This is a genomic window from Rhodobacter capsulatus, from assembly GCF_052363175.1.
Taxonomy (GTDB): Bacteria; Pseudomonadota; Alphaproteobacteria; order Rhodobacterales; family Rhodobacteraceae; genus Rhodobacter; species Rhodobacter capsulatus_D.
Genome location: NZ_CP198946.1, coordinates 35126 through 60606, shown reverse-complemented (window position 1 = coordinate 60606; position 25481 = coordinate 35126). Strand labels below are relative to the sequence as shown.

24 protein-coding genes are annotated in these 25481 nt (G+C 63.5%); 15 read left to right on the top strand and 9 right to left on the bottom strand.

Features of this window, described 5'->3' with window-relative positions; all coding sequences use genetic code 11:
- Nucleotides 1-8 precede the first annotated feature (8 nt).
- The gene (locus ACTTAI_RS01025; protein ID WP_444453587.1) at nt 9-1517 is read right to left on the bottom strand and encodes a DUF2125 domain-containing protein; all 1509 of its coding nucleotides are present in this window, start codon (nt 1515-1517) and stop codon (nt 9-11) included.
- Between the two features lie 109 nt (nt 1518-1626).
- Here ACTTAI_RS01025 and ACTTAI_RS01020 point away from each other — a divergent pair, with 109 nt between their 5' ends.
- Complete coding sequence (locus tag ACTTAI_RS01020; protein WP_444453585.1) at nt 1627-2238, top strand: enoyl-CoA hydratase/isomerase family protein; 612 nt, start codon at nt 1627-1629, stop codon at nt 2236-2238.
- On the opposite strand, the gene ACTTAI_RS01015 is transcribed toward ACTTAI_RS01020, so the two are convergent.
- Together ACTTAI_RS01015 and ahcY are read right to left on the bottom strand one after the other, a co-directional pair.
- Nucleotides 2239-2580 (bottom strand): DUF2853 family protein, encoded by a 342-nt coding sequence (locus tag ACTTAI_RS01015; RefSeq protein WP_444453583.1) that lies wholly within the window; start codon nt 2578-2580, stop codon nt 2239-2241.
- A 175-nt stretch (nt 2581-2755) separates the two neighbouring features.
- Nucleotides 2756-4147 (bottom strand): adenosylhomocysteinase, encoded by a 1392-nt coding sequence (ahcY, locus tag ACTTAI_RS01010; protein WP_444453582.1) that lies wholly within the window; start codon nt 4145-4147, stop codon nt 2756-2758.
- Nucleotides 4148-4272: 125 nt separating this feature from the next.
- Between ahcY and ACTTAI_RS01005 the strand changes: the two genes are divergently transcribed.
- Nucleotides 4273-4863, top strand: a complete 591-nt coding sequence (locus ACTTAI_RS01005) for an HD domain-containing protein (protein WP_444453580.1) — start codon at nt 4273-4275, stop codon at nt 4861-4863.
- Nucleotides 4864-5043: 180 nt separating this feature from the next.
- The gene (locus tag ACTTAI_RS01000; RefSeq protein ID WP_444453578.1) at nt 5044-5922 is read left to right on the top strand and encodes a LysR family transcriptional regulator; all 879 of its coding nucleotides are present in this window, start codon (nt 5044-5046) and stop codon (nt 5920-5922) included.
- Here the strand turns inward: ACTTAI_RS01000 and hvrA are convergent, their stop codons facing one another.
- The 3 genes from hvrA to senC form a co-directional block, all read right to left on the bottom strand.
- A complete protein-coding gene (hvrA, locus tag ACTTAI_RS00995) occupies nt 5923-6231 on the bottom strand; it encodes a trans-acting regulatory protein HvrA (RefSeq protein WP_444453576.1) in 309 nt (102 codons plus the stop codon).
- A gap of 66 nt (nt 6232-6297) precedes the next feature.
- Nucleotides 6298-6852: an ActR/PrrA/RegA family redox response regulator transcription factor gene (locus tag ACTTAI_RS00990; RefSeq protein WP_013065792.1), complete on the bottom strand. Its 555-nt coding sequence runs from the start codon at nt 6850-6852 to the stop codon at nt 6298-6300.
- A gap of 52 nt (nt 6853-6904) precedes the next feature.
- The gene (gene senC / locus ACTTAI_RS00985) at nt 6905-7570 is read right to left on the bottom strand and encodes a cbb3 -type cytochrome c oxidase assembly copper chaperone SenC (RefSeq protein ID WP_444453574.1); all 666 of its coding nucleotides are present in this window, start codon (nt 7568-7570) and stop codon (nt 6905-6907) included.
- 96 nt (nt 7571-7666) lie between these two features.
- On the opposite strand from senC, the gene regB reads away from it, so the two are divergent.
- The 11 genes from regB (at nt 7667) to ACTTAI_RS00930 (ending at nt 22703) form a co-directional block, all read left to right on the top strand.
- Entirely contained in the window at nt 7667-9052 is a 1386-nt protein-coding gene (gene regB / locus ACTTAI_RS00980) for a sensor histidine kinase RegB (RefSeq protein WP_444455819.1), read from the top strand.
- Between the two features lie 84 nt (nt 9053-9136).
- A complete protein-coding gene (locus tag ACTTAI_RS00975; protein WP_444453572.1) occupies nt 9137-10744 on the top strand; it encodes a PAS-domain containing protein in 1608 nt (535 codons plus the stop codon).
- Between the two features lie 39 nt (nt 10745-10783).
- Nucleotides 10784-11260: a tRNA (adenosine(37)-N6)-threonylcarbamoyltransferase complex ATPase subunit type 1 TsaE gene (tsaE, locus tag ACTTAI_RS00970; RefSeq protein WP_444453570.1), complete on the top strand. Its 477-nt coding sequence runs from the start codon at nt 10784-10786 to the stop codon at nt 11258-11260.
- Between the two features lies 1 nt (nt 11261).
- The gene (locus tag ACTTAI_RS00965) at nt 11262-12263 is read left to right on the top strand and encodes an aminoglycoside phosphotransferase family protein (RefSeq protein WP_444453569.1); all 1002 of its coding nucleotides are present in this window, start codon (nt 11262-11264) and stop codon (nt 12261-12263) included.
- Nucleotides 12239-12931: a nucleotidyltransferase family protein gene (locus ACTTAI_RS00960; RefSeq protein ID WP_444453567.1), complete on the top strand. Its 693-nt coding sequence runs from the start codon at nt 12239-12241 to the stop codon at nt 12929-12931. The genes ACTTAI_RS00965 and ACTTAI_RS00960 overlap by 25 nt, the downstream gene beginning before the upstream one ends.
- Nucleotides 12918-15857 carry a double-strand break repair protein AddB gene (gene addB, locus ACTTAI_RS00955; protein ID WP_444453565.1) on the top strand — a complete coding sequence of 980 codons (2940 nt, stop codon included), beginning with the start codon at nt 12918-12920 and terminating at the stop codon, nt 15855-15857. Before ACTTAI_RS00960 ends, addB begins: the two co-directional genes overlap by 14 nt.
- A complete protein-coding gene (addA, locus tag ACTTAI_RS00950; RefSeq protein WP_444453563.1) occupies nt 15854-19219 on the top strand; it encodes a double-strand break repair helicase AddA in 3366 nt (1121 codons plus the stop codon). The genes addB and addA overlap by 4 nt, the downstream gene beginning before the upstream one ends.
- Before the next feature lie 52 nt (nt 19220-19271).
- A complete protein-coding gene (gene trxA, locus ACTTAI_RS00945) occupies nt 19272-19592 on the top strand; it encodes a thioredoxin (RefSeq protein ID WP_110804500.1) in 321 nt (106 codons plus the stop codon).
- 112 nt (nt 19593-19704) lie between these two features.
- Entirely contained in the window at nt 19705-20262 is a 558-nt protein-coding gene (gene hslV, locus ACTTAI_RS00940) for an ATP-dependent protease subunit HslV (protein WP_444453561.1), read from the top strand.
- On the top strand, nt 20259-21560 hold the full coding sequence (gene hslU, locus ACTTAI_RS00935) for an ATP-dependent protease ATPase subunit HslU (protein ID WP_444453559.1): 1302 nt from the start codon (nt 20259-20261) through the stop codon (nt 21558-21560). Before hslV ends, hslU begins: the two co-directional genes overlap by 4 nt.
- 39 nt (nt 21561-21599) lie before the next feature.
- Nucleotides 21600-22703, top strand: a complete 1104-nt coding sequence (locus ACTTAI_RS00930) for an alpha/beta hydrolase (protein ID WP_444453558.1) — start codon at nt 21600-21602, stop codon at nt 22701-22703.
- On the opposite strand, the gene ACTTAI_RS00925 is transcribed toward ACTTAI_RS00930, so the two are convergent.
- From ACTTAI_RS00925 to ACTTAI_RS00915, 3 genes are read right to left on the bottom strand one after another with little or no spacing between them, the layout of a single operon-like run.
- Nucleotides 22700-23302, bottom strand: a complete 603-nt coding sequence (locus tag ACTTAI_RS00925; RefSeq protein WP_444453556.1) for a Smr/MutS family protein — start codon at nt 23300-23302, stop codon at nt 22700-22702. The two genes, ACTTAI_RS00930 and ACTTAI_RS00925, sit on opposite strands and share 4 nt — an antisense overlap.
- Nucleotides 23299-24189, bottom strand: coding sequence for a murein transglycosylase A (gene mltA, locus ACTTAI_RS00920; protein ID WP_444453554.1), 891 nt, complete (start codon nt 24187-24189; stop codon nt 23299-23301). Before mltA ends, ACTTAI_RS00925 begins: the two co-directional genes overlap by 4 nt.
- 3 nt (nt 24190-24192) lie before the next feature.
- A complete protein-coding gene (locus tag ACTTAI_RS00915; protein WP_444453552.1) occupies nt 24193-24852 on the bottom strand; it encodes a Tim44/TimA family putative adaptor protein in 660 nt (219 codons plus the stop codon).
- Between the two features lie 112 nt (nt 24853-24964).
- Here ACTTAI_RS00915 and ACTTAI_RS00910 point away from each other — a divergent pair, with 112 nt between their 5' ends.
- A complete protein-coding gene (locus tag ACTTAI_RS00910; RefSeq protein WP_444453551.1) occupies nt 24965-25444 on the top strand; it encodes an FxsA family protein in 480 nt (159 codons plus the stop codon).
- Nucleotides 25445-25481: the final 37 nt, after the last annotated feature.

The window sequence follows — 25481 nt, the reverse complement described above, 5'->3', positions numbered from 1 at the left end:
GTATCGTCTTACTTGATCGGCTGGCCGTTGGCCAGAATCTGGCCGCCTTCCTTGAACTCGATCTTCGAGGTGAACAGGTCATCGCCCGCGGGCACCGCATACATGCCCATCATCATCTTGGCGAACATCACCTGATCTTGCGGCATGACGCCCATCGCGACGAGCCCATCCATCAGCTTGTTCGCCCCCGCAAGTTTCAGGTCAACCGCGCCCAGCGGCATCGGCATCCCCATCGAATTGTCGAAAGTGAGCGCGCCATTGCCTGTCAGCTCGGCTCCGGCGGCGGTCAGTTGCAACTGATTGACGTTGAGGCTGTCGATCTGGACCGGCGGCACCGGCGAGGCGGCCGCGGCCAGCGAGAACAGATCGATCATCGCCTTGCCGGTGCCGGTCAGATCGACGATCAGCGTCGCCGGGCCATGGGCAAGCTTCGCGGTCGGGTCGATCACTTTCCAGATCTGATCCGAGAGGCTCAGCCCCACCAGCGAGACCTTGCCGGTGAAGGGTTGCGGTTCGGGCGTGGCCGCCAGCGGCATGGCAAAGTCGATTTCGCCCTGATCGATGGTGGCCGACATCGGCAGCGGGAATTCCGCGGTCTGGATATCAAGCTTGGTCTTGGTGCCGGTGGCGGCATAGCGCACCGCATCACGCGACAGCGCGATGATCGCATGGCCGCTTTCAGCCGAACCCGAGACATTGACCGGGCCCTGCTTGGTGTCCGAGTCCATCGAATAGGTCAGCGTGCCATAGCTTATGTCGCTGTTGGTGTGCATGCCCTTGGCGATCGCATCGCCGAGTTTCGCAGCATCGGCGCCCTCGGGCATCATGCTGTCGGCCTTGATCGCCAGATCCTTCATCTCGACATTGGCGTTGATCGTGGTCGCGTCCTCGGGGTCGGTACCGGTCATCGTCAGCGACATGCCGGTGGCCTTCAGATCAGCCTTGATACCTTGACCGCCGACCGAGGACATTGCTTGCGTGCCGCTGAGCCCGGTCAGCGTCATCCCGAGAAGCGCGGGCTTGCCGCCCGGCGTTGCGGGCTGCGCCTCGACGCTGGCGCTGACGCTTGGCGCGTCGACGAGATAGGACATCTCCTCGGGCGTGCCCGAAATCACGACACTCGCGTCGGTCTTGTTGACCTTGATCTTCGCCGTATCGGATTTGCCGGTAGGATCGGTCGTGTCGTTGGTCCCGGTGATCTCGCCATCGATCGAGCCCTTCACCGTGCCGTCGCCCAGATCTTCAAGCAGGATCGTGGGCACGTTCATCACGGTTTTCGACACCACCTTGTCGGTGCCGACCTCGGTGGTGGTCTCGTTCGTCAGGACCAGATTGGAAATCGTCAGAACGTCGCCATCGCGCTCGACCGCGCCGGGGGTGACGGTGAAACCGTAAGCAGAATATTGTTTTTGCCAGCTCTCCCAGACTTGTTCCGGGGTGACGTCGGCGAGTGCCGCGGTCGAGCTCATCAGAAGCGCGATGAAAGTGGTTGTGCCAGCGGGCTTGAGCCGTGCCATGGGGACCTCGTGGATAAAGGAATTGCTCCACCTTCCGCTGCACATCAGTAATGGTCAAGGGGCAATGGGGTTGCTAACACCCTTGGGAAAGCTGACCGCGGAGGGGAAGATGATCCATGTGAAATCGGCCGAGGGCGTCTTTACGGTGACGATCGACCGGCCGGAAAAGGCGAATTCGCTGACGCGGGGGATGCTGTCCGAGATTGCCGATGCGGCCGAGGCGGCGGGCCGTGCCGAGGCCCATGCTTTCGTGCTGCGTGGCACGGGCAAGGTGTTTTCGGCGGGGATGGACCTTGACGAGGCGCAGACGGGGCTGGCCACCGATCCGGTCTGGGAACGGCTTTCCGGGGCGGTTGCGGCGCTGCCTTGTTTGACCATCGCGGCGCTGAACGGAACGCTTGCGGGTGGGGCGATGGGGATGGTTCTCGCTTGCGATCTGCGGATTTCGGTGCCGCAGGCCAAGGTCTTCTATCCGGTGATGAAGCTTGGTTTTCTGCCGCAACCCTCTGATCCGAAACGTCTTGCTGCGTTGGTTGGTCCCGCGCGGGCAAAGATGATCCTGATGGCAGGCCAGAAGATCGAGGCGGCCGAGGCGCTGACTTGGGGGTTGATCGACCGCATCGTCGCCCCCGAAGCGATGGAAGAGACCCTTGCCGCGCTCGTCGCCGATGTGACCGCCGCCAAGCCGTCGCATGTGGCGGCGATCAAGGCGCTGATCTGATCAGAGGTAGTGGCTTTCCTTCCGGAAATGCCGGACCAGCATATAATAGATCACCGCGCGGTATTTGCGCGGTTCCGAGCGGCCATAGGTCTCGATCGCGGCATCGATGGCATCGTCAAGCTCCGGGCCGTTGGGCAGGCCCAGCTTCTTGCCCAGAAAATTGCGTCGAATGTGATCGATCTCGGATTTCTGCCCAGCCGCGACGATCTCGGCATCCGGGTCATAGATCGCCGGCCCGCAGCCGATCGTGACCTTTTCCAACAGCGCCATGTCCGGGGTGATGCCGCATTTGCCCTGCAAATCCTCGGCATATTTCGCAATCAATGCATCCCGCTTGCCCATCGTCCTTGCTCCCGTCTTGGCGCGCTTCTCCCATGGCGAAGCCTAGGCGGGAGTTCCCCGTGAAACAAAGAAAATTCCCCGGGGTTGCGTGGGCTGCGGCATGTCTTTGCCGATGGGGCAGGGCGCAATGAAAAGCGGGGCCCGAAGGCCCCGCTTGCTGCCCTTGAAGGCAGGATCAGTAGCGGTAATGGTCCGACTTGAACGGGCCTTCGACGGTCACGCCGATATAGGCCGCCTGATCGGGGCGCAGCGTCGTCAGTTTCACGCCGATCTTCTTCAGATGCAGACGCGCGACCTTTTCATCCAGCGATTTCGGCAGGATATAGACGCCGGGCTGATAGTCGGCGCCCTTGGTGAAGAGCTCGATCTGCGCCAGCACCTGGTTGGTGAAGCTCGCCGACATCACGAAGCTCGGGTGACCCGTGGCGTTGCCGAGGTTCAACAGACGCCCTTCGGACAGAAGGATGATCCGCGCGCCCGAGGGCATCTCGATCATGTCCACCTGGTCCTTGATGTTGGTCCATTTGTGGTTGCGCAGCGCGGCGACCTGAATTTCGTTGTCGAAATGGCCGATGTTGCCGACGATGGCCATGTCCTTCATCTCGCGCATATGCTCGATGCGGATCACGTCCTTGTTGCCGGTGGTGGTGATGAAGATGTCGGCATCAGCGACGACATCTTCCAGCACCACGACCTCAAACCCGTCCATCGCGGCTTGCAGCGCGCAGATCGGATCGACTTCGGTCACTTTCACCCGGGCGCCCGCCCCGCGGAGCGACGCCGCCGAGCCTTTGCCCACGTCGCCATAGCCGCAGACGACAGCAACCTTGCCCGCCATCATCACGTCGGTGGCGCGGCGGATGCCGTCAACCAGCGATTCCTTGCAGCCGTATTTGTTGTCGAATTTCGACTTCGTGACGCTGTCGTTCACGTTGATCGCCGGGAAGGGCAGCAGGCCCTTCTTGTGCAGGTCGTAAAGACGATGAACGCCGGTGGTGGTTTCTTCCGAAACGCCCTTGATCGCCTCGCGCTGTTTAGTGAACCAGCCGGGGGTTTCGACCATGCGCTTCTTGATCTGATTGAAGAGGCACACTTCTTCTTCCGAAGTCGGCGTAGCGATCAGATCGGTTTCCCCGGCTTCGACGCGGGCCCCAAGAAGGATGTACAGCGTCGCATCGCCGCCATCGTCCAGGATCATGTTGCAGGTGCCCTCGGGGAACTGGAAGATCTTGTCGGTGTAGGCCCAGTATTCTTCCAGCGTCTCGCCCTTGACGGCAAAGACCGGCGTGCCGCCCGCGGCGATGGCGGCGGCGGCGTGATCCTGCGTCGAGAAGATGTTGCACGAGGCCCAACGCACGTCGGCGCCAAGCGCTTTGAGCGTTTCGATCAGCACGGCGGTCTGGATCGTCATGTGCAGCGACCCGGCGATGCGGGCGCCTTTCAGCGGCTGGCTCGGCCCGAATTCTTCGCGGCAGGCCATCAGGCCCGGCATTTCGGTTTCGGCAATATCCAATTCCTTGCGGCCGAAGTCGGCCAGCTTGATATCCTTGACGATGTAATCGGCCATCGGGCGCTCCTCGAATTTCAGTCGGCGGTTGCATAGCACCTTGAGCCCCTTGGCGCAACGAAGCGAACCTGCGACGTTTACAGACCCTTTCGCTTTGGCTAGCAGGGGGTAAACGGGAGACTTCGATGAAACGGGCGTGGCAGAGGATGCTTTCGGGGCGCAGGCTGGATCTGCTCGACCCGACGCCGATGGATATCGAGATCGAGGATATCGCCCACGGCCTTGCCTTTGTCGCGCGCTGGAACGGGCAGACGACGGGCGATTACGCCTATTCGGTGGCCGAACATTCGTTGCTGGTCGAGGAGTTGTTCGCCCGCGCCAATCCGGGGATCGGCGAACGCTGGCGGCTGGCGGCGCTGCTGCATGACGCGCCCGAATATGTGCTGGGCGACATGATCACCCCTGTCAAGGCGGCGATCGGCAAGGGTTATGTGGAACTGGATGACCGGCTGACCGCTGCGGTGCATCTGCGCTTTGGCCTTCCCGCCGTGCTGCCCGCCCCGATCAAGAAGGCGATCAAGGCGGCAGACAGGGTTTCGGCCCGGCTCGAGGCCGAACAGATCGCAGGTTTTTCAGAGGCCGAGGCGGACAGGATCTTTGGAAAGCCCGATCCTGTCCTTGTGCGGGGTCTGGCGATCCGCCTGCGTCCCCCGCCCGAGGTGCGCGCAGCCTTTACCGCGCGTCACCATGCCTTGCTGAGTGCCCTCAGCGGTTGAACTTGTATTCGCCTGCGTTGCGGGCGCGGGGGGCGTAGCCACCCATGGCCAGAGCCATCACTTCTCCAAGAATCCGGAACATCACGGATCTCCTTTACTTCACTTGTGTCCCCAAAATGCCTTGACCTGCGCCACAAGGCGAGTCAGGAATTTTTCCACAGGTGATAGGTGAGCTAACAGATGAGCGAGATCGATTGGCGGCGTATGCCCCCGCTGACAGCGCTGCGCGCCTTTGCCGCAACGGCCAGCGAGGGAGGGTTCAGTGCCGCAGCCCGCAAGCTGAATGTCACCCACGCTGCCATAGCGCAACAAGTCCGCGCGCTGGAGGCCGATCTGGACGTGCCTTTGGTGTGGCGGGACGGCAAGCATCTGCACTTGACGCCCGAGGGCGAGCGCTTCGCCAAGGCGCTCGCGGACGGGTTTTCGATGATACAATCGGCGGCAGAAATGCTGCGTGCGGACAATAGCGAAAAGGCGCTTTCGGTGACGGTTCCGCCAGTTTTCGCTTCGGAATGGTTGATGCCGCGTCTGGCGCGGTTCTGGAAAAAACACCCCGATATTCCGCTCTCCCTTCTGCCAGATCCCCGGGTGGTCGATCTGAAGGAAATCGGCGCGAATATCGGTATTCGCTTTGGCGTCGGAAAATGGCCGGGCGTTATTTCCGAGTTTCTCACCGCTGCCCCTCAGGTTGTGGTGGCTGCGCCAGAATTGCTGGGAGGGCGAAAAAAACTATCTCTGCGGGAAATGGCAATGCTGCCATGGGTGCGTGAAGGCGATTGGCCGGAACAGATGCAATTGCTGGAATCGATGGGGCTGGTTCCGGCGGCGCTGAAATTCGTCGATTTCCCGAACGAGGAATTGGCGCTGGCCGCCGCCCGCGAAGGGATCGGCCTGCATCTGGAAACCGAGGCGCTGATCGTCGAGGATCTGAAACTGGGCTGGCTTGTGAAAATCCACGAGCTGACCGAGGAAAGCCTGGGTTATTATATTGTCAGGCCGCCTGGGCGGTTGAACCCGGCGGCCAAGATCTTCATCGAATGGCTGAAGGCCGAAGCCTGATCAGATCGTCAGATCGTCAAGCGATTTGCCCGCAGCCAGAGCGGCCTCGACCCATTTCGGTTTGCGGCCGCGCCCGGTCCAGGTTTCGGACGGGTTTTCAGGGTTCGCATATTTGGCAGCAACAGTCTTGCGCGGCTTGGTGCCTGCAACGGCCATGATTTCAGCCAGCGGATAGCCCATCTTGCGGGCGATCTCTTCAAGCTCGGCGAGAGCTTCTTTTTTCTTGCGATCTTCGTAAGTCACGATCGCGCGGTCGACCTTGGACCGGAGCGCCTTGAGCTCGTTTAAAGAAAGCGCATCGATATCCATGAGAGCCTCCAGTGAATGGTCTCATGGATATCGATTATTATTTCGGCGCAATCAAGATATATTTGATTAACGCGGGCTGCGTTTCGCCAAAATCCGCTGCAGCGTGCGGCGGTGCATATTGAGCCGCCGGGCGGTTTCCGAAACGTTGCGGTCGCAAAGTTCGTAAACCCGCTGGATATGTTCCCACCGTACGCGGTCGGCGCTCATCGGATTTTCCGGCGGCGGCGGCAGGGCTTCGCCCTTGGCCAGAAGCGCATTGGTGATGTCATTCGCATCAGCCGGTTTCGACAGATAATCCGTCGCGCCCATTTTCACTGCCGCAACCGCGGTGGCGATGGCGCCATATCCGGTCAGAACGACGATCCGCGCTTCGGGACGGCGCTCGCGCAGGGCTTCCACAACCTCAAGACCGTTGCCGTCTTCCAGCCGCAGGTCGATCACCGCATAGGCCGGTGCCCGGTTCTGCACGATCGCCTTGCCGGCCGAAACCGTTTCCGCAATCTCGGTCTGAAAACCGCGCTTTTCCATCGCGCGCGCAAGCCGGGTCAGGAAGGCGTTATCGTCATCGACCAGCAGCAGCGACCTGTCGCTTCCGAGTTCGGCGAATTCTTCTTCGGCCATGGCTCCCCCTTTCACCCTCTTTGTTAGAGTCTAAATCTATATTTGGCGCTGGTCAATTTCCGTTGCCGGAACCGGGCGTTGCGCCCTCGGACTTCAGCGCATCAAGGAAGCAGCCGACACTTTCGGCCACCGTTTCGGGTGTGGCATCGCGATCATAGTAATCGAGGAAGCCAAGCTTCGGATCCATCAGATAGGTCTGGGTCGAGTGATCGACCAAGGTCGCCGGGTCTCCCGGTGTGCGGATCATGTAATAGGCGCGATAGGCCTTGACCGCGGCATCGACCTGCTCGGTCGTGCCGGTCAGCCCTATCATCTTCGGGCTCATCAGATCGGTGAATTCCGTCAGCACGGGCGGCGTGTCCCGGGTCGGATCGACCGAAATGAAGATCGGCGTCACGTCGTCGCCGCGCGTCGACAGCAGATCGATGGCGGCCGCGTTGCGGGTGCTGTCGATCGGGCAGACATCCGGGCAATAGGTGTAGCCGAAGTAAATCAGGCTCGGCTTGGTGATCACGTCCTTGTCGGTGACGGTCGCGCCGGTTTCCGAAACAAGGGTGAACGGCCCACCGATCTTGGCGGTGGCACTGCCAACGCCCTTGCGGCACTGCGCGAAGCGATCAGGTTCCGAACTGCCGAAGGACAGGACGACAGAGATGCCCACCACGGCGACGACGGCTGCCGTGGCAGCCAGCGCGGCGGTCTTGTTCGAAACGTTCATCGCTTCTCCTTCACGTGCAGGTGATTGATTGCTCAGCGCAACGGGAATATCAAGGGGTTGCGGTGAAGGTGAGGCGGTGGGGACGCGATGGCAGATATGACAAGGGCTGTCGACCGGCCGGAATTCGACATGTCGGCGAGTTTGAGCCATCAGGAATGGGTCCGGTTGCGGACGTTGATCCTGTTGCGCTGGGCCGCGGTCGTGGGGCAGGTGGCCGCCCTGGCCGCAGCCTATATCAAATATGACATCGACCTGAACCTGCCGATGTGTCTTGGCACCGTCGGCTTTGCCATCGCGGCCAATATCGCGGCGATTTATCTTTACCCGGAATCCCGGCGGCTGTCGCAGGCCGAGGTGACGGCGACACTTCTGTTCGATACTGCACAGCTGGCGCTGCTGCTGTCGCTGACGGGGGGGCTCAACAACCCGTTTGCGCTGTTGATCCTGGTTCCGGTGACAATCGCCGCAACGGCGCTGAAGCTGCGTCCGACCCTGCTTCTGGGCGGCGCGACGATTGCGATGATCACCTTCGTCGCGGTCTTCAACGAGCCGCTGAAGACCCGTGATGGTGTTCTGATCGACGTGCCGCACATGATCGAATTCGGTTCCTGGGTGGCGATCGTGATCGGTGTTATCTTCCTTGGCGCCTATGCGCACCGGATCGCGCAAGAGATCCATTCGATGTCTGATGCCTTGTTTGCAACGCAAATGGCGCTGTCACGCGAGCAGAAACTGACCGACCTCGGCGGGGTTGTGGCGGCGGCGGCGCATGAACTCGGCACGCCGCTCGCGACGATCAAGCTTGTCTCGACCGAACTGGCCGAAGAGCTGATCGACGATCCCGAATTGCATGACGATGCCGTGCTGATCCGCGAGCAAGCAGAACGCTGCCGCGACATCCTGCGGTCGATGGGCCGGGCGGGCAAGGATGACGTGCATTTGCGCACGGCTCCGCTGCTCGCCGTGCTGCGTGAGGCCGCCGAACCGCATCTCGACCGCGGCAAGATGATCTATTTCGACGTGGTTCCGGGCGAGGGCGGCTCCGAACGTCAGCCGACGATCTACCGTTATCCCGAGCTCGTTCATGCCCTGCGCAACCTGATCCAGAACGCCGTCGATTTCGCGCAGACGACCGTCTGGGTCGATGCAGAATGGACCGACCGCAGCATCATCGTGCGGGTCACCGACGATGGGCGCGGCTACACGCCAAGCGTCATCAACCGCATCGGCGATCCCTTCATCTCGACCCGCTCGGCCGAGCGCAAGGAATACGAGGGGATGGGGCTTGGTCTCTTCATTGCGAAGACTCTGCTGGAGCGCACGGGGGCGAAACTGCGATTCGCGAACGGCTCCGAACCCTATCAGAAGAACGCTCCGGTGCCGCGGCGCTCGGGCGCGGTGGTCGAATTGCGCTGGCATATCGGGCGTCTGATCGCGCCCGAGACCGGCCCGCTCGGCGAGAATCTTCCGATCACGGCCTGACAACCATAATCCTCTGTTAACTTAACTGCACATTAACCTTTATTCATCAATCATGACTGCGGGACAGGCGAGAGGGCTGCAGTCATGCAGATTGAGATTTTCCAGGCGATTCTGATCGCGGCAACTTCGGTTGGGTCGGCTTTGCTTGCTTTGCTTCTGGTCAGCATGGTCAATGCCCGCAGGGCAGGGACGGTGACCCGGGTGGCGACCCAGCCGGTTCTTGAACAAACGGTCTTCCTTTTTGACGATCAAGATCTGGTGGATGCCACCGGGCCTGCCCGCGCGTTGTTGGATGCCTCGCCGATGGCGCTGTCGGACTGGGCGCGTCTGTGCGCCTTTGTTGCACCGCGGTTCGAGGGCTTCGAAAACACGATGAAGAAACTCGCCGAACTGGGCCGGATCGAGCTGGTCTCGAAACCCGAAGAAGGTCGCCGCACGCAGATCAGGCTGATTGCCGAAGAGGTGAACGGTCTGGCCCGAATCACCCTTAACGACCCTGAGGCCGAGGGCCGTGGCGTTCTTGTGGACGGGCTGTCGCAACGCGCGCTGGAAGATGAACTCGATCTGCTGCGGGTGACGCTCGACCGCGCGCCGACGCTGATCTGGCGGCAGGACGAGACCGGCACGATCACCTGGGCGAACCGCGCCTATGTGCTGCGCTCCGGGGCTTTTGCCGACAACGAAGAGGCTCTGGTCTGGCCGCTGCCGCATCTCTTCCACATGGAGGAAAATCCCCGTCACACCGGCCCCCGTCGTCTGCGGCTCGACGATGGCGATGAAAAGGCGGCCTGGTTCGATTGCCACAGCTTCCCGCTGGAAAAGGGCGCGCTTCATTTCGCCCTGCCGGCCGATGCGACAGTGCGGGCGGAAAAGGCGCTGCGCGATTTCGTGCAGACCCTGACCAAAACCTTCGCCGATCTGCCGATCGGTCTGGCGATCTTCGACCGGGCGCGGCAACTGCAGCTGTTCAACCCGGCCTTGATCGAACTCACGCAGCTTGGCGCCGACTTCCTGTCGAACCGGCCGACGCTTTACGCCTTCCTTGACCGTCTGCGCGAGGCACGGATGATGCCCGAACCCAAGGATTATCGCAGCTGGCGGCTGAAGATGACCGAGCTGGAACAGGCCGCCGCTGCGGGCTTCCATTCGGAAACTTGGATGCTGCCCTCGGGCCAGACCTATCGGGTCACCGGCCGTCCGCATCCCGATGGCGCCGTTGCGTTCCTGTTCGAGGACATCTCCTCGGAAGTTTCGCTCACCCGCCGCTTCCGCGCCGAACTGGAGCAGGGGCAGGAGATCCTCGACATGATGAGCGAGGCGGTGGCGGTGTTCCAGCCCTCGGGCGAGCTTTCGGCCTCGAACGCGGCTTATGATCGGCTCTGGGGCGTGGAAACCAACACCTCTCTGACCCGCACGACCATTCTGGACGCCGTGCGGCTCTGGCAGGGCAAATGCGATGCCTCGGATATCTGGACCTCGGCGCGGGGCTTCAACAACCGTCTGGGGCAGCGCGCCCCGATCGAGGCCACCGTGCGCCGTCGCGAAGATGGGCTGATGATCGGCTGTCGCTTTGCGCCGATGACCGGAGGCGCGATGATGGCCAGCTTTCTTCCCAAGGGCGTCGTGACCCTTGATCCGCCGACCCGTGCCGTCTTCGACGACGACCGCTCGGTCACGGTTCTGGCCAGTTAAGGGGGTTGCCGCGGGGGGCAGGGCCGCTAGAGTGCGGCCATGCAAAACACCCCCGCGCTTCTCCGTTTCGATCTGCCCGACGCCGACGCCACCGACCGGTTCGGGGTTGCCTTGGGGTCGCTGTTGCGCGCGGGTGACGTGCTGTTGCTCGAAGGTCCGATCGGCGCGGGCAAGACCCATTTCGCGCGCGCCCTGATCCGCGCGCGTCTTGGCCCTGCGGAAGATGTGCCCTCACCCACGTTCACGCTGGTTCAGGTCTATGGCGCCGACCCCGAGATCTGGCATGCCGATCTTTACCGCCTCACCCATCCCGATGAAGCGATCGAGCTTGGCCTTGAGGAAGCTTTCGACACCGCGATCTCTTTGATCGAATGGCCCGAGCGTCTGGGCGATCTCCAGCCGCAAAAGGCTCTGGTCCTGCGCTTTTCGCTGACGGACGCAGGTGCCTCGCGTCAGGTTCAGCTTATTGGCGATGCGGATTGGGCGCAGCGTTTGACCGCTTTGGGGCAGATCTGACATGGCCGCGACCGAGCCCGAGATCCAGGATTTTCTGAGCCGTTTCGGTTGGGCGCAGGCCCGCCGCACGCCTTTGGCGGGCGATGCCTCGGCCCGCCGTTATGACCGTCTGCACCGACCCGGGGCGACCGCAGTTCTGATGATCGCCCCCCCGGGCGAAGAGATGCACCGCTTTCAGCGCATCGACCACTGGCTTCTGGCGCAGGGCTTCTCTGCCCCAAGGATTCTGGGTTTCGACGCCGAGGCCGGCCTGATGCTGCTCGAAGATTTCGGCGATGACCAGCTTGCCCGCCTGCTGCGGCAAGATCCGAGAACCGAGGCCGCGCATTACGCCGCGATCACCGAGTTTCTTCTGGATCTGCACCGCCTGCCGCCGCCCGATTTTGTCCCCAGTCTTGATGCTCAGGGGCTTGGCGCCCTCGTCGCACTGACCCGCGACTGGTATCCGTTGCGCGATGAGGCCGCAGCCGAGAGGCTCGCGCCCTTGGTGACCCAGCTCTGCGGTGACCTTGCGCCCCTGCCGCCTGTTCTGTCGCTGCGCGATTTCCACGCCGAAAACGTGATCATCCTGCCCAGCCGCGTTGGCACTGCCCGCCTTGGCCTTCTCGATTTTCAGGACGCCGTCGCTACCCATCCCGTCTACGATCTCGTCTCGGCGTTGCACGATGCCCGCCGCGATGTTTCCCCCGCCGTCATCGCGGCGGAAAAGGCCCGCTACGCGGCCGCCCGTGATCTTGATCCGCAAGAGATCGACCATGCCTTCGCCTTGATCGGGGCGCAACGCGGGCTGCGCATCCTTGGCATTTTTGCCCGCCTTTGTCTTTGCATGGGCAAGCCCGGTTACGTCGATCTGATCCCCCGGGTCTGGGCTCAGGTGCAGCACAATCTGGCGCACGGGGCCCTTGCGCCCCTGCGCGAGGTGGTGACACAAGCCCTGCTTCCGCCCGATGCGGCGCTGCTTGAAAGGATGAAACAGCAATGCGGTCAGCACCCGATGCGCTGATGCTTTTCGCGGCCGGTCTTGGCACGCGGATGAAGGAATTGACCCGAAACCGGCCGAAACCGCTGATCGAGGTGGCCGGAAAGCCGCTCCTTGACCACGCGCTTGATCTGGCGCGCGCGGGCGGTGTCAGCCGGATCGTTGCCAATGCGCATTATCGTGCCGATCAGATCACCGCGCATCTGGCGGGCCGCGATGTGCTTGTCTCCGACGAAAGCGATGTCGTTCTGGAAACCGGGGGCGGCCTGCGCAAGGCGCTGCCGCTGCTCGGTCCCGGTCCGGTCTTCACCCTGAACACCGATGCGGTCTGGACCGGGCCGAATGTGATCTCGACGCTGAAGGCGGCCTGGGACGGTGATCGGATGTCCGCGCTTCTGGCAATCGTCCCGCGCGAGGCGGCAGTCGGCTATATCGGCAAGGGCGACTTTTCGCTGGCGCCGGATGGTCGGATCAGCCGTGGCGTTGGCTACGTCTACACCGGGGCCCAGATCCTGAATCCCGCCGAAATAGAGACGATTCCTGACCCTGTCTTCTCGCTCAACCTGATCTGGAACCGGATGATCGCCGAGGGGCGCGCCTATGGCGTGGTCCATCACGGCGGCTGGTGCGATGTCGGCCGACCCGAATGCATCCCCTTGGCCGAGGGGCTTCTGTCCGATGCCGCCCGCTGAGCCGCATGTCTTCGCGCTGCCACCCGGCGTCGATTTCGCCCGGGAACTGGTGCAGGGGCTCGTTACCCGAATGCAGGACGAACCGCCCGAGGCGATGGCGCGGCTGCGTCTGATCCTCAACGCCGGGCGGATGAGCCGCCGCGTGCGCGAGGAATTCGACCGTCTCGGCACCCGCTTCCTGCCCCGGATCGAGCTGGTTTCGGATCTGGCTCGCGTGCCGATGCCGGGCCTGCCCGCGCCGATCCCGCCGCTGCGGCGCAAGCTTGACCTCGCCTGTCTGGTCGATCGCCTTGCCCGCGGCCTTCCGGCATTCGAAACCGGCTCCGGCATCTTCAGCCTGACCGACAGCCTGCTGACCCTGATGGCCGAGATGCAAAGCGAAGGCGTGCATCCCGACGTCTTCGAGCATCTCGACATTCAGGCCTCGCATGCCGAACATTGGCGGCAGAGCCTTGTCTTCATCCGCATCGTCGCGCGCTATTTCGAGGCCGGGTCCGCACTGGATGCCGAAGCTCGGCAGCGACGGGTGGCCGAGATGATGGCCCGTACCTGGGCCGAGACCCCCACCGAAGATCGGATCATCATCGCGGGCTCGACCGGGTCGCGGGGGGCAACGCGGCTTCTGATGCAGGCCGTCGCGCGGTTGCCGCGGGGTATGCTGGTCCTGCCCGGCTTCGACTTCGACATGCCGCAGATGGCCTGGAACAGTCTCTGCTCAGGCCCGATTCCAATCGAAGACCATCCGCAATATCGCTATCTTCCCATCCTCGACGCGCTCGACCTCCGCCCGCAACAGGTGGAGCGCTGGACCGAGACGCCGCCGCCGTCGCCCCAGCGCAACGCGCTTGTTTCGCTGGCGCTGCGTCCCGCGCCGGTGACCGACCAATGGATGCAGGAGGGGCGGGTCTTCAGCGATCTGCCCGCCGCGACCTCACAGATGACCCTGATCGAAGCCAGCGATCCCCGGCGGGAGGCGCTAGCCATCGCCCTGATCTTGCGTGAAGCGGTCGCGCAGGGGAAAAAGGCGGCGCTGATCAGCCCGGATCGGATGCTGACCCGTCGCGTTGCGGCCGCGCTCGACCGCTGGGGAATCGTCCCCGACGATTCTGCCGGTCAACCGCTGCCGCTGACCGCCCCCGGCCGTCTGATCCGGCATCTTGCCCGGCTTCTTGGCCGCAAGCTGTCGATGGAAAACCTGCTTGTGGTGCTCAAACATCCGCTGGTCGCGACCGGCTCGACCCTGCGCGGGGCGCATCTTCGGCTGACGCGGGAATTCGAACTGTCGCTGCGCCGCAAGGGACCGGCCTTTCCGGATGCCACCACCCTGCGCGACTGGGGCGGAAGCGAGGACGCCGAGCGTCAACACTGGTCAGAATGGCTCGCGGCGCAGCTGGATCTGCTTCTGACGGGCGAAGACCACACCATTTCAGCTTGGTTAGAGACGCTTCTCACCTTGCTCGAAGGCCTCGCTGCCGGTCCCGGGGGAACGGTTGCCGCCAGCGAACTCTGGCTTGAAGAGGCGGGTCAGACCGCTTTCCGAACCTTGTCCGACCTCGCTGCGCAGGAAGAAACCGGGCTTCAGATCAGTGCCGCGAATTTCGCCGATCTGATCGACTCGCTTCTGCAGGAGGGGCAGGTCCGCTCGACCCTTGTCGCGCATCCGCTCGTGTCCTTCCTTGGCACGCTTGAGGCCCGATCGCATGGGGCCGAACTCGTCATTCTGGCCGGTCTGAACGAGAAAAGCTGGCCCGAGGCGCCGTCGCCCGATCCCTGGCTCAGCCGCAAGATGCGTCTGGATGCGGGTCTGTTGTTGCCCGAACGGCAGATCGGCCTTTCGGCGCATGACTTTCAGCAAGCGATTGCCGCGCCCGAGGTTGTGTTGTCGCGCGCCCGTCGTGACAGCGAAGCCGAAACGGTGCCCTCGCGCTGGCTGAACCGGCTTATCAACCTCGCGGGCGGTTTGACCCACGCGCAGGGACCCGAGGCGGTTGCCGAGATGCGCGCGCGCGGAGCACGGTTCCTCGACATGGCTTCCGCGCTCGATCTGCCCGAAAAGCCGGTCCCGCCTGCGGCCCGGCCTGCACCGCGCCCGCCCGCCGAGGCCCGTCCGCGGCAGCTTCCGGTGACGGCGATCAAGACGCTGATCCGCGATCCTTATGCTGTCTATGCCGGGCGGATCCTGCGGTTGCGACCGCTTGATCCGCTCAAGCCTGGCCCCGATCCGCGACTGCGTGGCGAGGCGCTGCACCGGATCGTCGAGCTGTTCGTGAGGGGCTTCGATCCCTCAATCCGTCTCGAAGACAGCCAAAAACGCTTGTCCGAGATCGCCGAGACTGTTCTGCAAGAGATGATCCCCTGGCCCTCGACGCAGCGGCTCTGGCTGTACCGACTGTTGAAGATCGCGCCGCAGCTGGTGGCGCAAGAGGCGCAAAGGCGGGTCGCCTCGGTTCCCGCCGTCATCGAGACCTCGGCCACGATCGACCTTGGGGTGCAGGGCTTCACGCTCATGGCGCGGCCGGATCGGATCGATCTGCACGACGACGGCACGGCGCTTGTTTACGATTACAAGTCCGGAACGCCGCCCAAGGAGGCCGAGGTCCGGCATTTCGACAAGCAATTGCTGCTTGAAGCGGCGATGATCGAACGCGGCGCCTTCGCCGAGATTGGTCCGCGTTCCGTTGCGGCGATGAGTTACGTGCATCTGGGCGGAACTGGTGACTGCCGGATGCTCGCCCTTGGCCGCGAGGATGTCGAGGAAACCTGGACCCGGCTTCAGGGGCTCATCGCGCGCTATCTGTCGCCGTCGCAGGGCTTTGCCGCCCGCCGCGCGATGCAGATGAGCCGCGACATCAGCGATTATGATCATCTGTCCCGGTTCGGCGAATGGGACATTACCGATCTGCCGGTCCCGGAGGATGTTGGATGAGCCCGCGCAACCCCGCCACCGAACGGCAGGTTCAGGCTGCCGATCCTGCCGCTTCGACCTGGCTTGCCGCGAATGCTGGATCGGGCAAGACAAAGGTGCTGACCGACCGAGTTGCGAGGCTGCTTTTGGCAGGAACAGAGCCGCAAAAGGTTCTGTGTCTGACCTACACCAAGGCCGCCGCAGCCGAGATGCAAAACCGGCTTTTGAAGCGTCTGGGGGACTGGGCGATGCTGCCGGATGCCGAGTTGCGGGCGCAACTGGCCGCGCTTGGCGAAGCCGGGGCGCTCGATGCCGAGGCCTTGGCCCGCGCGCGGCGGCTTTTTGCCCAAGCGATCGAAACGCCCGGCGGCTTGAAGATCCAGACCATCCATGCCTTTTGCGGCGCGCTTCTGCGGCGTTTCCCGCTTGAGGCCGGGGTTTCGCACGGCTTTGCTGAAATTGACGATCGCACCGCCGCGCGGATGCGCGAGGAGGTTCTGGAAGATATCGCCTCGGGGCCCGATCGGCCGATTTTCGACCGCTTCCTTCAGGCCTTCACCGGCGCCGATCTGACCGGCATGATCGGTGAAATCAGCCATGACAGAGACGCTTTTTCGTGTCCGGTGACAGAGGCAGACTTGCGCAAGGTTCTGGGGCTTGCCCCTGATCTGCGGCTCGACACCTTGCCCGACGCGGTCTTTCTGCCCGGCACAGATCGGGTGATCGCCGATGCGATCCCGCTTTTGAAAACGCAATCGGCCACGATGAAGACGCTGGCGGCGGAACTGTCGCTGCTCAACCTTGTTGCGCCGGGGCCGGTCGATCTGGCCCGCCTGTCCGATCTTTGCCTCGTCAAGGATGGAAGTCGCGTCTCGGCCAAGCTTCTGACCAAGGGGGCGGTCGAGGCCTTTGGCCCCGATCTGGCCGAGGAATTCCTCGATATGGCCGAGCGGGTGCGCTGGGCGCGGGAACAGGAAAACGCCCTTGCAACGCTCGCCCGGACGCGCGCGTTGCACGATTTTGCGCATGTGCTTCTGCCCGCGCTCAAGCGCAAGAAGGCGCAGGGCGGCTGGCTCGATTTCGACGATCTGATCGAACGGGCGGGGGCCCTGCTTTCTGATCCGTCCGTCGCGCAATGGGTTCTGTTCCGGCTTGATGGCGGCATCGATCACATTCTGGTGGACGAGGCGCAGGACACCTCACCGGGGCAATGGCGGGTGATCGAGCGGCTGGCGGATGAATTCACCTCGGGCGATGGGGCGCGCGACAACCGCCGCACGATCTTTGTGGTGGGGGACCGCAAGCAGTCGATCTACTCCTTTCAAGGCGCCGATCTGACCCATTTCGAGGCGATGAAGAGCCTGTTTTCGGCAAAGTTCGCGGCGATCTCGCGGCCGCTGCAGGATGCCGCACTTCTGCATTCCTTCCGCTCGTCGCTGGCGATCCTGCGGCTGGTCGATCTGACCTTTCGCGGTGATCCGGCGCTGGCGCTGGGCGGTGCCCCTGAACATCTCGCCTTTCATGAAACGCTTCCCGGGCGCGTCGATCTTTGGCCCGCCGTGCCGAAACCCGACAAGACCGAGCCCGAAGACTGGGATGACCCGGTCGATCAGCCGGGCGCAGATACCGCCCCCGTGGTGCTTGCGCGCGCGATTGCCGCCGAGATCCGGGCGATGGTCGACGCCGGGGTGCAGCTTCCGGGCCGCGACGGTCCCCGGCCGGTGACGGCGGGGGATTTCCTGATCCTGGTGCAGCGCCGCTCGGGTCTGTTTTACGAGATCATCCGGGCCTGCAAGGCCGTCGGCCTTGAGGTTGCGGGGGCCGATCGGCTGAAGCTCGGAGGCGAGCTTGCCGTCAAGGATATCGTCTCTGTTCTGGCCTTTTTGGCTACGCCCGAAGATGATCTGTCGCTCGCTGAGGCGCTGCGATCGCCGCTTTTCGGCTGGAGCGAGGATCGGCTTTTCCGTCTTGCCCAACCGCGCAAGGGCTATCTGTGGGCGGCGCTGCGCGAGGGGGGTGACGAGGCGACGTTGACGCTTCTGCGCGATCTGCTTGATCAGGCGGATTTCTTGCGGCCCTATGATCTGATCGAGCGGCTCTTGACCCGCCACGAAGGCCGCAAGCGTCTGGTGGCGCGACTCGGGGCCGAGGCCGAGGAGGGGATCGACGCGCTGATCGCGCAGGCTTTGGCCTATGAACAGACCGAAGTGCCGAGCCTGACGGGTTTTCTGGTCTGGCTCGGTGCCGATGAAATCGAGATCAAGCGCCAATCCGACAGTGCCGGGACGGCGCTGCGGGTGATGACGGTGCATGGCTCGAAGGGGCTTGAGGCGCCAATCGTGATCCTGCCCGACACGGCCAAGCTGCGCAATTCGCAGCGTGGCGAGGTGATCCTGGCCGAGGGGCTTCCGTTCTGGAAATCCGCTGCAGCGACGATGCCGCCCGCGCTGGCGCAAGCGCAAGCCGAGGTGCTGGAACGGCAAAAGCACGAGCGCTTGCGACTGCTTTACGTTGCGATGACCCGGGCCGAGAAATGGCTCATTGTCGCCACGGCGGGCGACGAAGACGAGAGCGGCGAAAGCTGGCACGCGCTGATCTCGGATGGCATGAAAGCTGCCGGAACAGAGACGGTTTTGGCACTTTCCGCGCCCTTGCAGGCGCTTGGCCCCGTGCAGCGGTTTTTGCATGGCGATTGGCCGGACAATGGCACCCCGAGCCGCAAGGCCGAGACGGCGCGGATCACGCTTCCGGACTGGGCGCGCGAGCGGGTTTCGCCTGCGACGCAAGCGGCAAAGGTGCTGTCGGCGTCGGATCTGGGCGGGCCGAAGGCGCTGCCCGGGGAAACCGCGGAACTCTCCACCGAAGCCGCGATGCTGCGCGGGCGGCAGTTGCACCTGCTTCTGGAGCATCTGCCGCAATCCCCGCCCGAAACCTGGCCCGATCTGGCGCAGTCTCTGCTGGGTTTCGGCAGTGACAGAGCCTTTCCAGAGGAGATCGACGCCCTTCTGGCCCAAGCCCGCGCGGTGCTGCAAGCGGTCGAAAAGGCGGGGTTCCTTGGCCCTGACACTCTGGCCGAGGTGGAACTGACGGCCGACCTGCCGGAACTGGGCGGGCAACGGCTGCATGGCATCATCGACCGGCTGCAGGTCTTGCCCGACCGGATCCGCGTGCTCGATTACAAGTCGAACGCGGTCGTGCCGAAAACCGCCGATCAGGTGCCGCTGGGGCTCTTGCGGCAGATGGCGGCCTATCGCTCCGCACTGCGGCAGATCTATCCGGGCCGCACGATTGAAAGTTTTCTGCTGTGGACCGCGACGGGCGAGATCATGCCGTTGGGTGACACTCTGTTGGAGGATGCCCTGCGGTTGGCCACAGCATCTTGACGCGAGGCCGGGCCAGACCTAGCTTCCCACAACCCTCAATCTGGAGATTCCCATGGCTACCGTCGCCGTCACCGATGCCACCTTTGACGCCGAAGTGCGCCAATCCGACCTGCCCGTTGTCGTCGACTTCTGGGCGGAATGGTGTGGCCCCTGCAAGATGATCGGCCCGTCGCTGGAAGACCTGTCGACCGAGCTGGCCGGCAAGGTGAAGATCGTCAAGGTGAACGTCGATGAAAACCCCGACAGCCCGGCCACGCTGGGTGTGCGCGGCATTCCGGCGCTGTTCCTGTTCAAGAACGGTCAGGTCGTCTCGAACAAGGTCGGCGCTGCGCCGAAAGCCGCGCTGCAGGCCTGGATCGAAGCCTCGCTCTGATCGCCGCGACATAGACTTCGGGGGCGCCTTCGGGCGCCCTTTTGCATGCGCGCCATCGGTCATCTTGCAAGCTGCGCGCCCCCCGCACATATCTGCGCAAACGGAGGGCAACATGACCGACGAGAAATTTCCCGGCTGGCACGGCACGACGATCATCGGCGTGCGCAAGGGTGGCCGTGTGGTGGTGGCCGGCGACGGGCAGGTGAGCCTTGGTCAAACGGTGATCAAGGGCACGGCGCGCAAAGTGCGCAGGCTTAGCCCTGGCGGGCGCGAGGTGGTGGCGGGCTTTGCCGGATCGACGGCGGATGCGTTTACGCTGCTCGAACGGCTTGAGAAAAAGCTGGAGGCGGCACCCGGTCAACTGGCGCGGGCCTGTGTGGAACTCGCCAAGGACTGGCGCATGGACAAATATCTGCGCAATCTGGAAGCGATGCTGATCGTCACCGATGGCGCCGATCTTTACGTCATCACCGGGGCGGGCGACGTTCTGGAACCCGAACATGACGTGACGGCGATCGGCTCTGGCGGGAATTACGCGCTGGCTGCGGCGCGGGCCCTGATGGACACCGAGCTTGATGCCGAAGCCATTGCCCGCAAGGCGATGGCGATTGCCGCCGATATCTGCGTTTACACCAACGGCAACCTGACCGTGGAGAGCATCTCGAAATGACGAGCCTTACCCCGCGCGAGATCGTGTCGGAACTCGACCGCTTCATCATCGGCCAGGCCGAGGCGAAACGCGCCGTCGCCGTGGCGCTGCGCAACCGCTGGCGGCGGCAACGCCTCTCGCCCGAGATGCGCGAAGAGGTTTATCCGAAGAACATCCTGATGATCGGGCCGACCGGCGTCGGCAAGACCGAGATCAGCCGGCGGCTTGCCAAGCTCGCAAAAGCCCCGTTCCTCAAGGTCGAAGCGACGAAATTCACCGAAGTGGGGTACGTCGGCCGCGATGTGGAACAGATCATCCGTGATCTGGTCGATGTGGCGATGGTCGAAACCCGCGAGCGGATGCGCGAAGAGGTCAAGGCCCGCGCCCACAAGGCCGCCGAAGATCGGGTGATCGAGGTTCTGGCCGGGACTGATGCCCGCGAGGCGACGCGGGAAATGTTCCGTCGCAAGCTGCGCGATGGCGAGTTGGACGACAAGCAGATCGAGATCGAGGTAGCCGAAGCCGCCGCCGGACCGCAGATGATGATGGGCAATCCCGGCATGGAAATGCAGATGCAGGGCTTGCAGGATCTGTTCAAGGCCTTTGGCGCCAACCGCAAGACTCGGCGCAAGATGAGCGTTTCGGAAAGCTACGAGGTGCTGATTTCCGAGGAAGCCGACAAGCTTCTGGACGACGAGGCGGTGAAGACCGCGGCGATCGAGGCGGTCAGCCAATCCGGCATCGTCTTCCTCGATGAGATCGACAAGGTCGCCGCGCGGGCCGAAACCCGCGGGGCTGACGTTAGTCGCGAAGGCGTGCAGCGCGATCTGCTGCCGCTGATCGAAGGCACGACTGTTTCGACGAAATACGGGCCGGTGAAGACGGATCACATCCTTTTCATCGCCTCGGGGGCGTTCCATATCGCCAAACCCTCGGATCTGTTGCCGGAATTGCAGGGGCGTCTGCCGATCCGCGTCGAATTGCGTCCGCTGACCGAAGAAGATTTCGTCCGCATCCTGACCGAGACCGACAATGCCCTGACGCGCCAATACACCGCGCTGATGGCGACCGAGGAGGTCACGGTGACCTTCACCCCCGACGGTATCGCGGCCCTGGCCCGGATCGCCGCCGAGGTGAACCGCTCGGTCGAAAACATCGGCGCGCGGCGGCTCTATACGGTGATGGAACGGGTATTCGAGGAACTGTCCTTTACCGCCCCCGACCGCTCCGGCGATCAGGTCACGGTGGATGCGGGCTTTGTCGAGCTGCATCTGGGCAGTCTGGCACAATCCGCCGATCTGAGCCGTTACGTTCTCTGAGGTCTGGCAGTCGGGGAGGCATGTGCTATCCTCCCCGGCATGCAGATCCGTTCCCTCATCCTTGTCGCCTTCGTCGTATTGATCAGCTGCGCCCCGCGCGGAGAGATCGCCTATACGCCCGAGCCAAGTGCCCATATCCGGCAGGTCTTCGTCGGCTCGACCCGCGGGCTGGATCCCGAAACCGGGGCGGAATACGGCTACAGCCGCAGCGAGACGCTGCAACTGGCGCGGTTCGATGTCTCCGTGCCGCCCCATCGCAGCGCGGGGCAGCTCAGCTATCCGCTGAAAGGGCGCAAGGTCGATCCGCGGAAAGACTTCGTTCTGGCGGGCTCGCAGAAGTTTTCCGGCCCCGAGCCCTTCAAGGCCGAATTGCGCCGCAGTCTGAAAGAAAGCGGTGGCGAGGCGGTGGTCTTCGTGCACGGGTTCAACAACACCTTTGCCGAGGGGCTGTACCGGCTGGCGCAGATGGGCGAGGATTTCGCCCTGCCGAAGACGCTGGTCTATTACGCCTGGCCCTCGCGCGGGCAGCTCTTGGGCTATGCCTATGACCGAGATTCCGCCGTTTTCGCCCGCGACGGCCTGCGCGAGACGCTGCGGGAACTGGACCGTGCCGGGGCCAAACGCATCCTGCTGGTCGGGCATTCGATGGGCTCCTCGGTCACCATGGAAACCCTGCGCGACATGGCGCTCTCGGGCGAAAGGGCCACGCTGGCCGAGCTTGAGGGGGTGATCCTGATTTCCCCCGACATCGATGTCGACATGTTCCGCGAGCAGGCCCGCACCATCGGCAAGCTGCCGCAGCCCTTCGTCATCTTCACCTCGAAGAAAGACAAGGCCTTGCGGCTGTCGTCGAAGATCGCGGGGGAGCCTGACCGGCTGGGCACGCTGCAGGATCTGCAGCGGGTGGCCGATCTGAAGGTGACGATGATCGATACCGGGGCTTTTTCGACTGCGGATGGCCATTTCAACGTGGCGAACAACCCGGCGCTGATCCGGCTTCTGGGCCAGACCGGGCAGGTCGTGAAGATCCTGGAAGGCGATCAGACCGGCAAGCGCAATCTTGCGGCGGGGGTGGTGCTGTCGGTGCAGAATGCGACGCGCATCGTGCTGTCGCCAATCACCGCGTTGGGCAGTGCGAATTAACGCATCCGCCGCAGATAGACGTAATAAGCGCCCGAGCCGCCATGTTTCAGATGCGCCTCGGTCACCTGCATCACCACGGCGCCCAAGGGCGGCAGGCGCAGCCATTGCGGCACCTGATGGCGCAGCACGCCTTGGCGTTGCGGGATCGGCCCGTCATCAAGGCCGCGTTTGCCCTTGCCGGTGATGACGAGCGCAAGGCGACACCCGCGCTCCTGCGCCGAGAGCAGAAAATGGATCAGCTCGGGATGCGCCTGCGACAGCGTCATTCCGTGCAGGTCGATCTTCGCCTCGGGGTCGAGCTTGCCGCGGCTCATCTCGCGATGGGTCTTGCGGTCCATCACGATCGGCTGGCGGTGCAGCTGCTCGGAAATCGAGGGTGCCAGATCCAGCCGCCATCCGAGGTCCGGCGCCTGTTCTCCGACGCGGAAGTCCTTCATCTCGAAGCGCGGTTTTTTCGGTGGATGATGCGGGTGGGGATGGGTCGGATCAGGCTCTGTTTCGGCCGAGATCGGCGCATGACGGTGGATTGCATGGGTGGTCGAGGCGACCTTTTCCCAAAGCTCGCGTTCCTCTGCAGACAGCAGCCGACGCCGTTTCATGACCGCCTCCGCAGCATCACCATTCGCCCGCGGGCGTTCATCGCACCCGCCCGGACACCCGCTTCGGGCCCCGAGCCAAGGAAGATGTCCCCGCGTCCCGGTCCCTTTATCGCCGAACCGATGTCCTGCGCCACCAACAATCGCGTGCCCAGACCCGGGCAGTCGATCCAGACCGGTGTGCCGAGCGGGATCATCTCCGGGTCGACGGCCAAGGAGCGTTCCGCCGTGACCGGCCGACCAGTGGCGCCCAGCGGGCCGCTTGTCCCGGGCAGATCAAGGACGCGAAAGAACACATAGGACGGGTTCGTCTCCAGCAGTTCCACGACCGAGCCGGGGTTTTGTGCGCACCAGCTGCGGATCACCTCGGGCGTCATTTGGGCCGGATCAGAGACGATTTCGCGCCGGATCAGCTCGGCCCCGATCGAGCGATAGGGATGCCCGTTCTTGCCCGCAAACCCAAGCCGCAGCGTGCTGCCATCCTCGAAGCGCAACCGGACAGATCCCTGCACCTGCGCCAGAAAAGCTTCGATTGCGCTTTCGACAAAGGCGATCTCGCAGCCCGCAAGAAGAGTGCCGCGGCCGATCTCGGCCCGGCTGTGCCACAGCTGACCGGGCTGAAACTCCGGGGGCGGGCAATGCAGCGGGGCGGGAAAGCGGTCGCTGCAAAAGCGTGCGGCGGGCAACTCCGGCTCGTAATAGGCGGTGAAATGGGCCGTGCCCGGGGGCACGATCTCGACCGGCTCGAACAGGGTTTCGAATCGCGCGCGGGGCGGCAGCTCTGCCAGATCGGCACCGGAAAGCCCGATCAGGTCGGCGGTCGTGGCAAAGGTGTTCCAAGCCGCCACGTGGTCCTCGTTGGCCCAACCGGGCAGGTCGGGCCAGAGCATCGATCAGCCGCCCGTGGCGACAAGCTGCCAGTTCGGATCGGGGTTGCCCATGACGCGGGCAAAGGTCCAGCTGTCGCGCTGCTTGCGCGGCGTCTTCGGATCGCCTTCGACGACCTGACCATTCGCGTCGCGGGCGACCGAGATCAGTTCGCCGCCGAACCGCACCGTCACCTCGGCCTCGCGGGTGCGTTCGTCGAAAGTCGCGTCGGTCAGCACCAGTTCGCGCAGCCCAAGGAAATCCGCCTCGACCGTCAGGCCCTGCCGCTGCCGGTCGGCCACGGCGCTTTCGAAAGCCTCCAGCACCTCGGGTGCCAGAAAGCGGCGGATCGAGGACAGATCCCCGCGCTCGAAGGCCATCAGGATCATCTCATAGGCCGCTTTCGACCCTTGCAGGAAGGCACCCACGTTAAAGGCGGGTTCGACCCGCTTCATCTGCGCCAGCGCCACCGCGGCATCCGAGCCTTCGGTCACATGGTCGATGATGTCGTGATCCGGACCGCCCTCGATCACCTCGAAGGTCTCGACGGTGCGGGGGCTCGGGCGTTCCACCGGCACGAAGTCATCTTCGTAGCCCTCGCGGGTGCCAAGAACGCTCTTGAGCTTCAGGATCAGAAAGATCGCGATGGCGGCAAGAACGATCAACTGGAAGATGGCTGGGCTCATGGACTTTTCCGCGGCGATGTTGACGATTGGAACCTGTGCTTCTCCCACTTATGTAAGGGAGCGGTGCATTCAAGTCCACCGATGCCCTTGTCCCACCCCTCCGGAGGTTAGAATGTGGTTTCTGATGCTTCTGATCGCATGGCCGTTGATCGAGATCGGCCTTTTCGTCGAGATCGGCGGGCGGTTGGGGCTGTGGCCGACCTTGGGGCTGGTTCTGGGGACGGCGGCGCTGGGCATTGCGGTGCTGCGTGCGCAGGGGGATCGGGCGCAAGCCGGATTGCGGCAGGCGATGCAAGGGTTTGGCAATCCCGCCGTGCCGCTGGCACAGGAGGCGCTGATCCTTGTCGCCGGGGGGCTGCTGATCCTGCCGGGGTTTTGCACCGATCTTCTGGGTCTTGTTCTTCTGCTTCCGCCGGTGCGGGCGCTGCTGATTGCCCGGCTCTCGAAACGGGTTGTTGTTCAAAGCTTCGGCACCATGTCTCAGACCGCCCGTTCCGAGCCGGATGGCGGTCAGGTCATCGAGGGTGACTTTCAGGAAATCGACGCGAAAAACCCTGCGATCAAGGGGAATTCGGGCTGGACTCGCCATTGAGGCAAGGCCTTCGGGATGCTAGAAAGTCGCAACGATT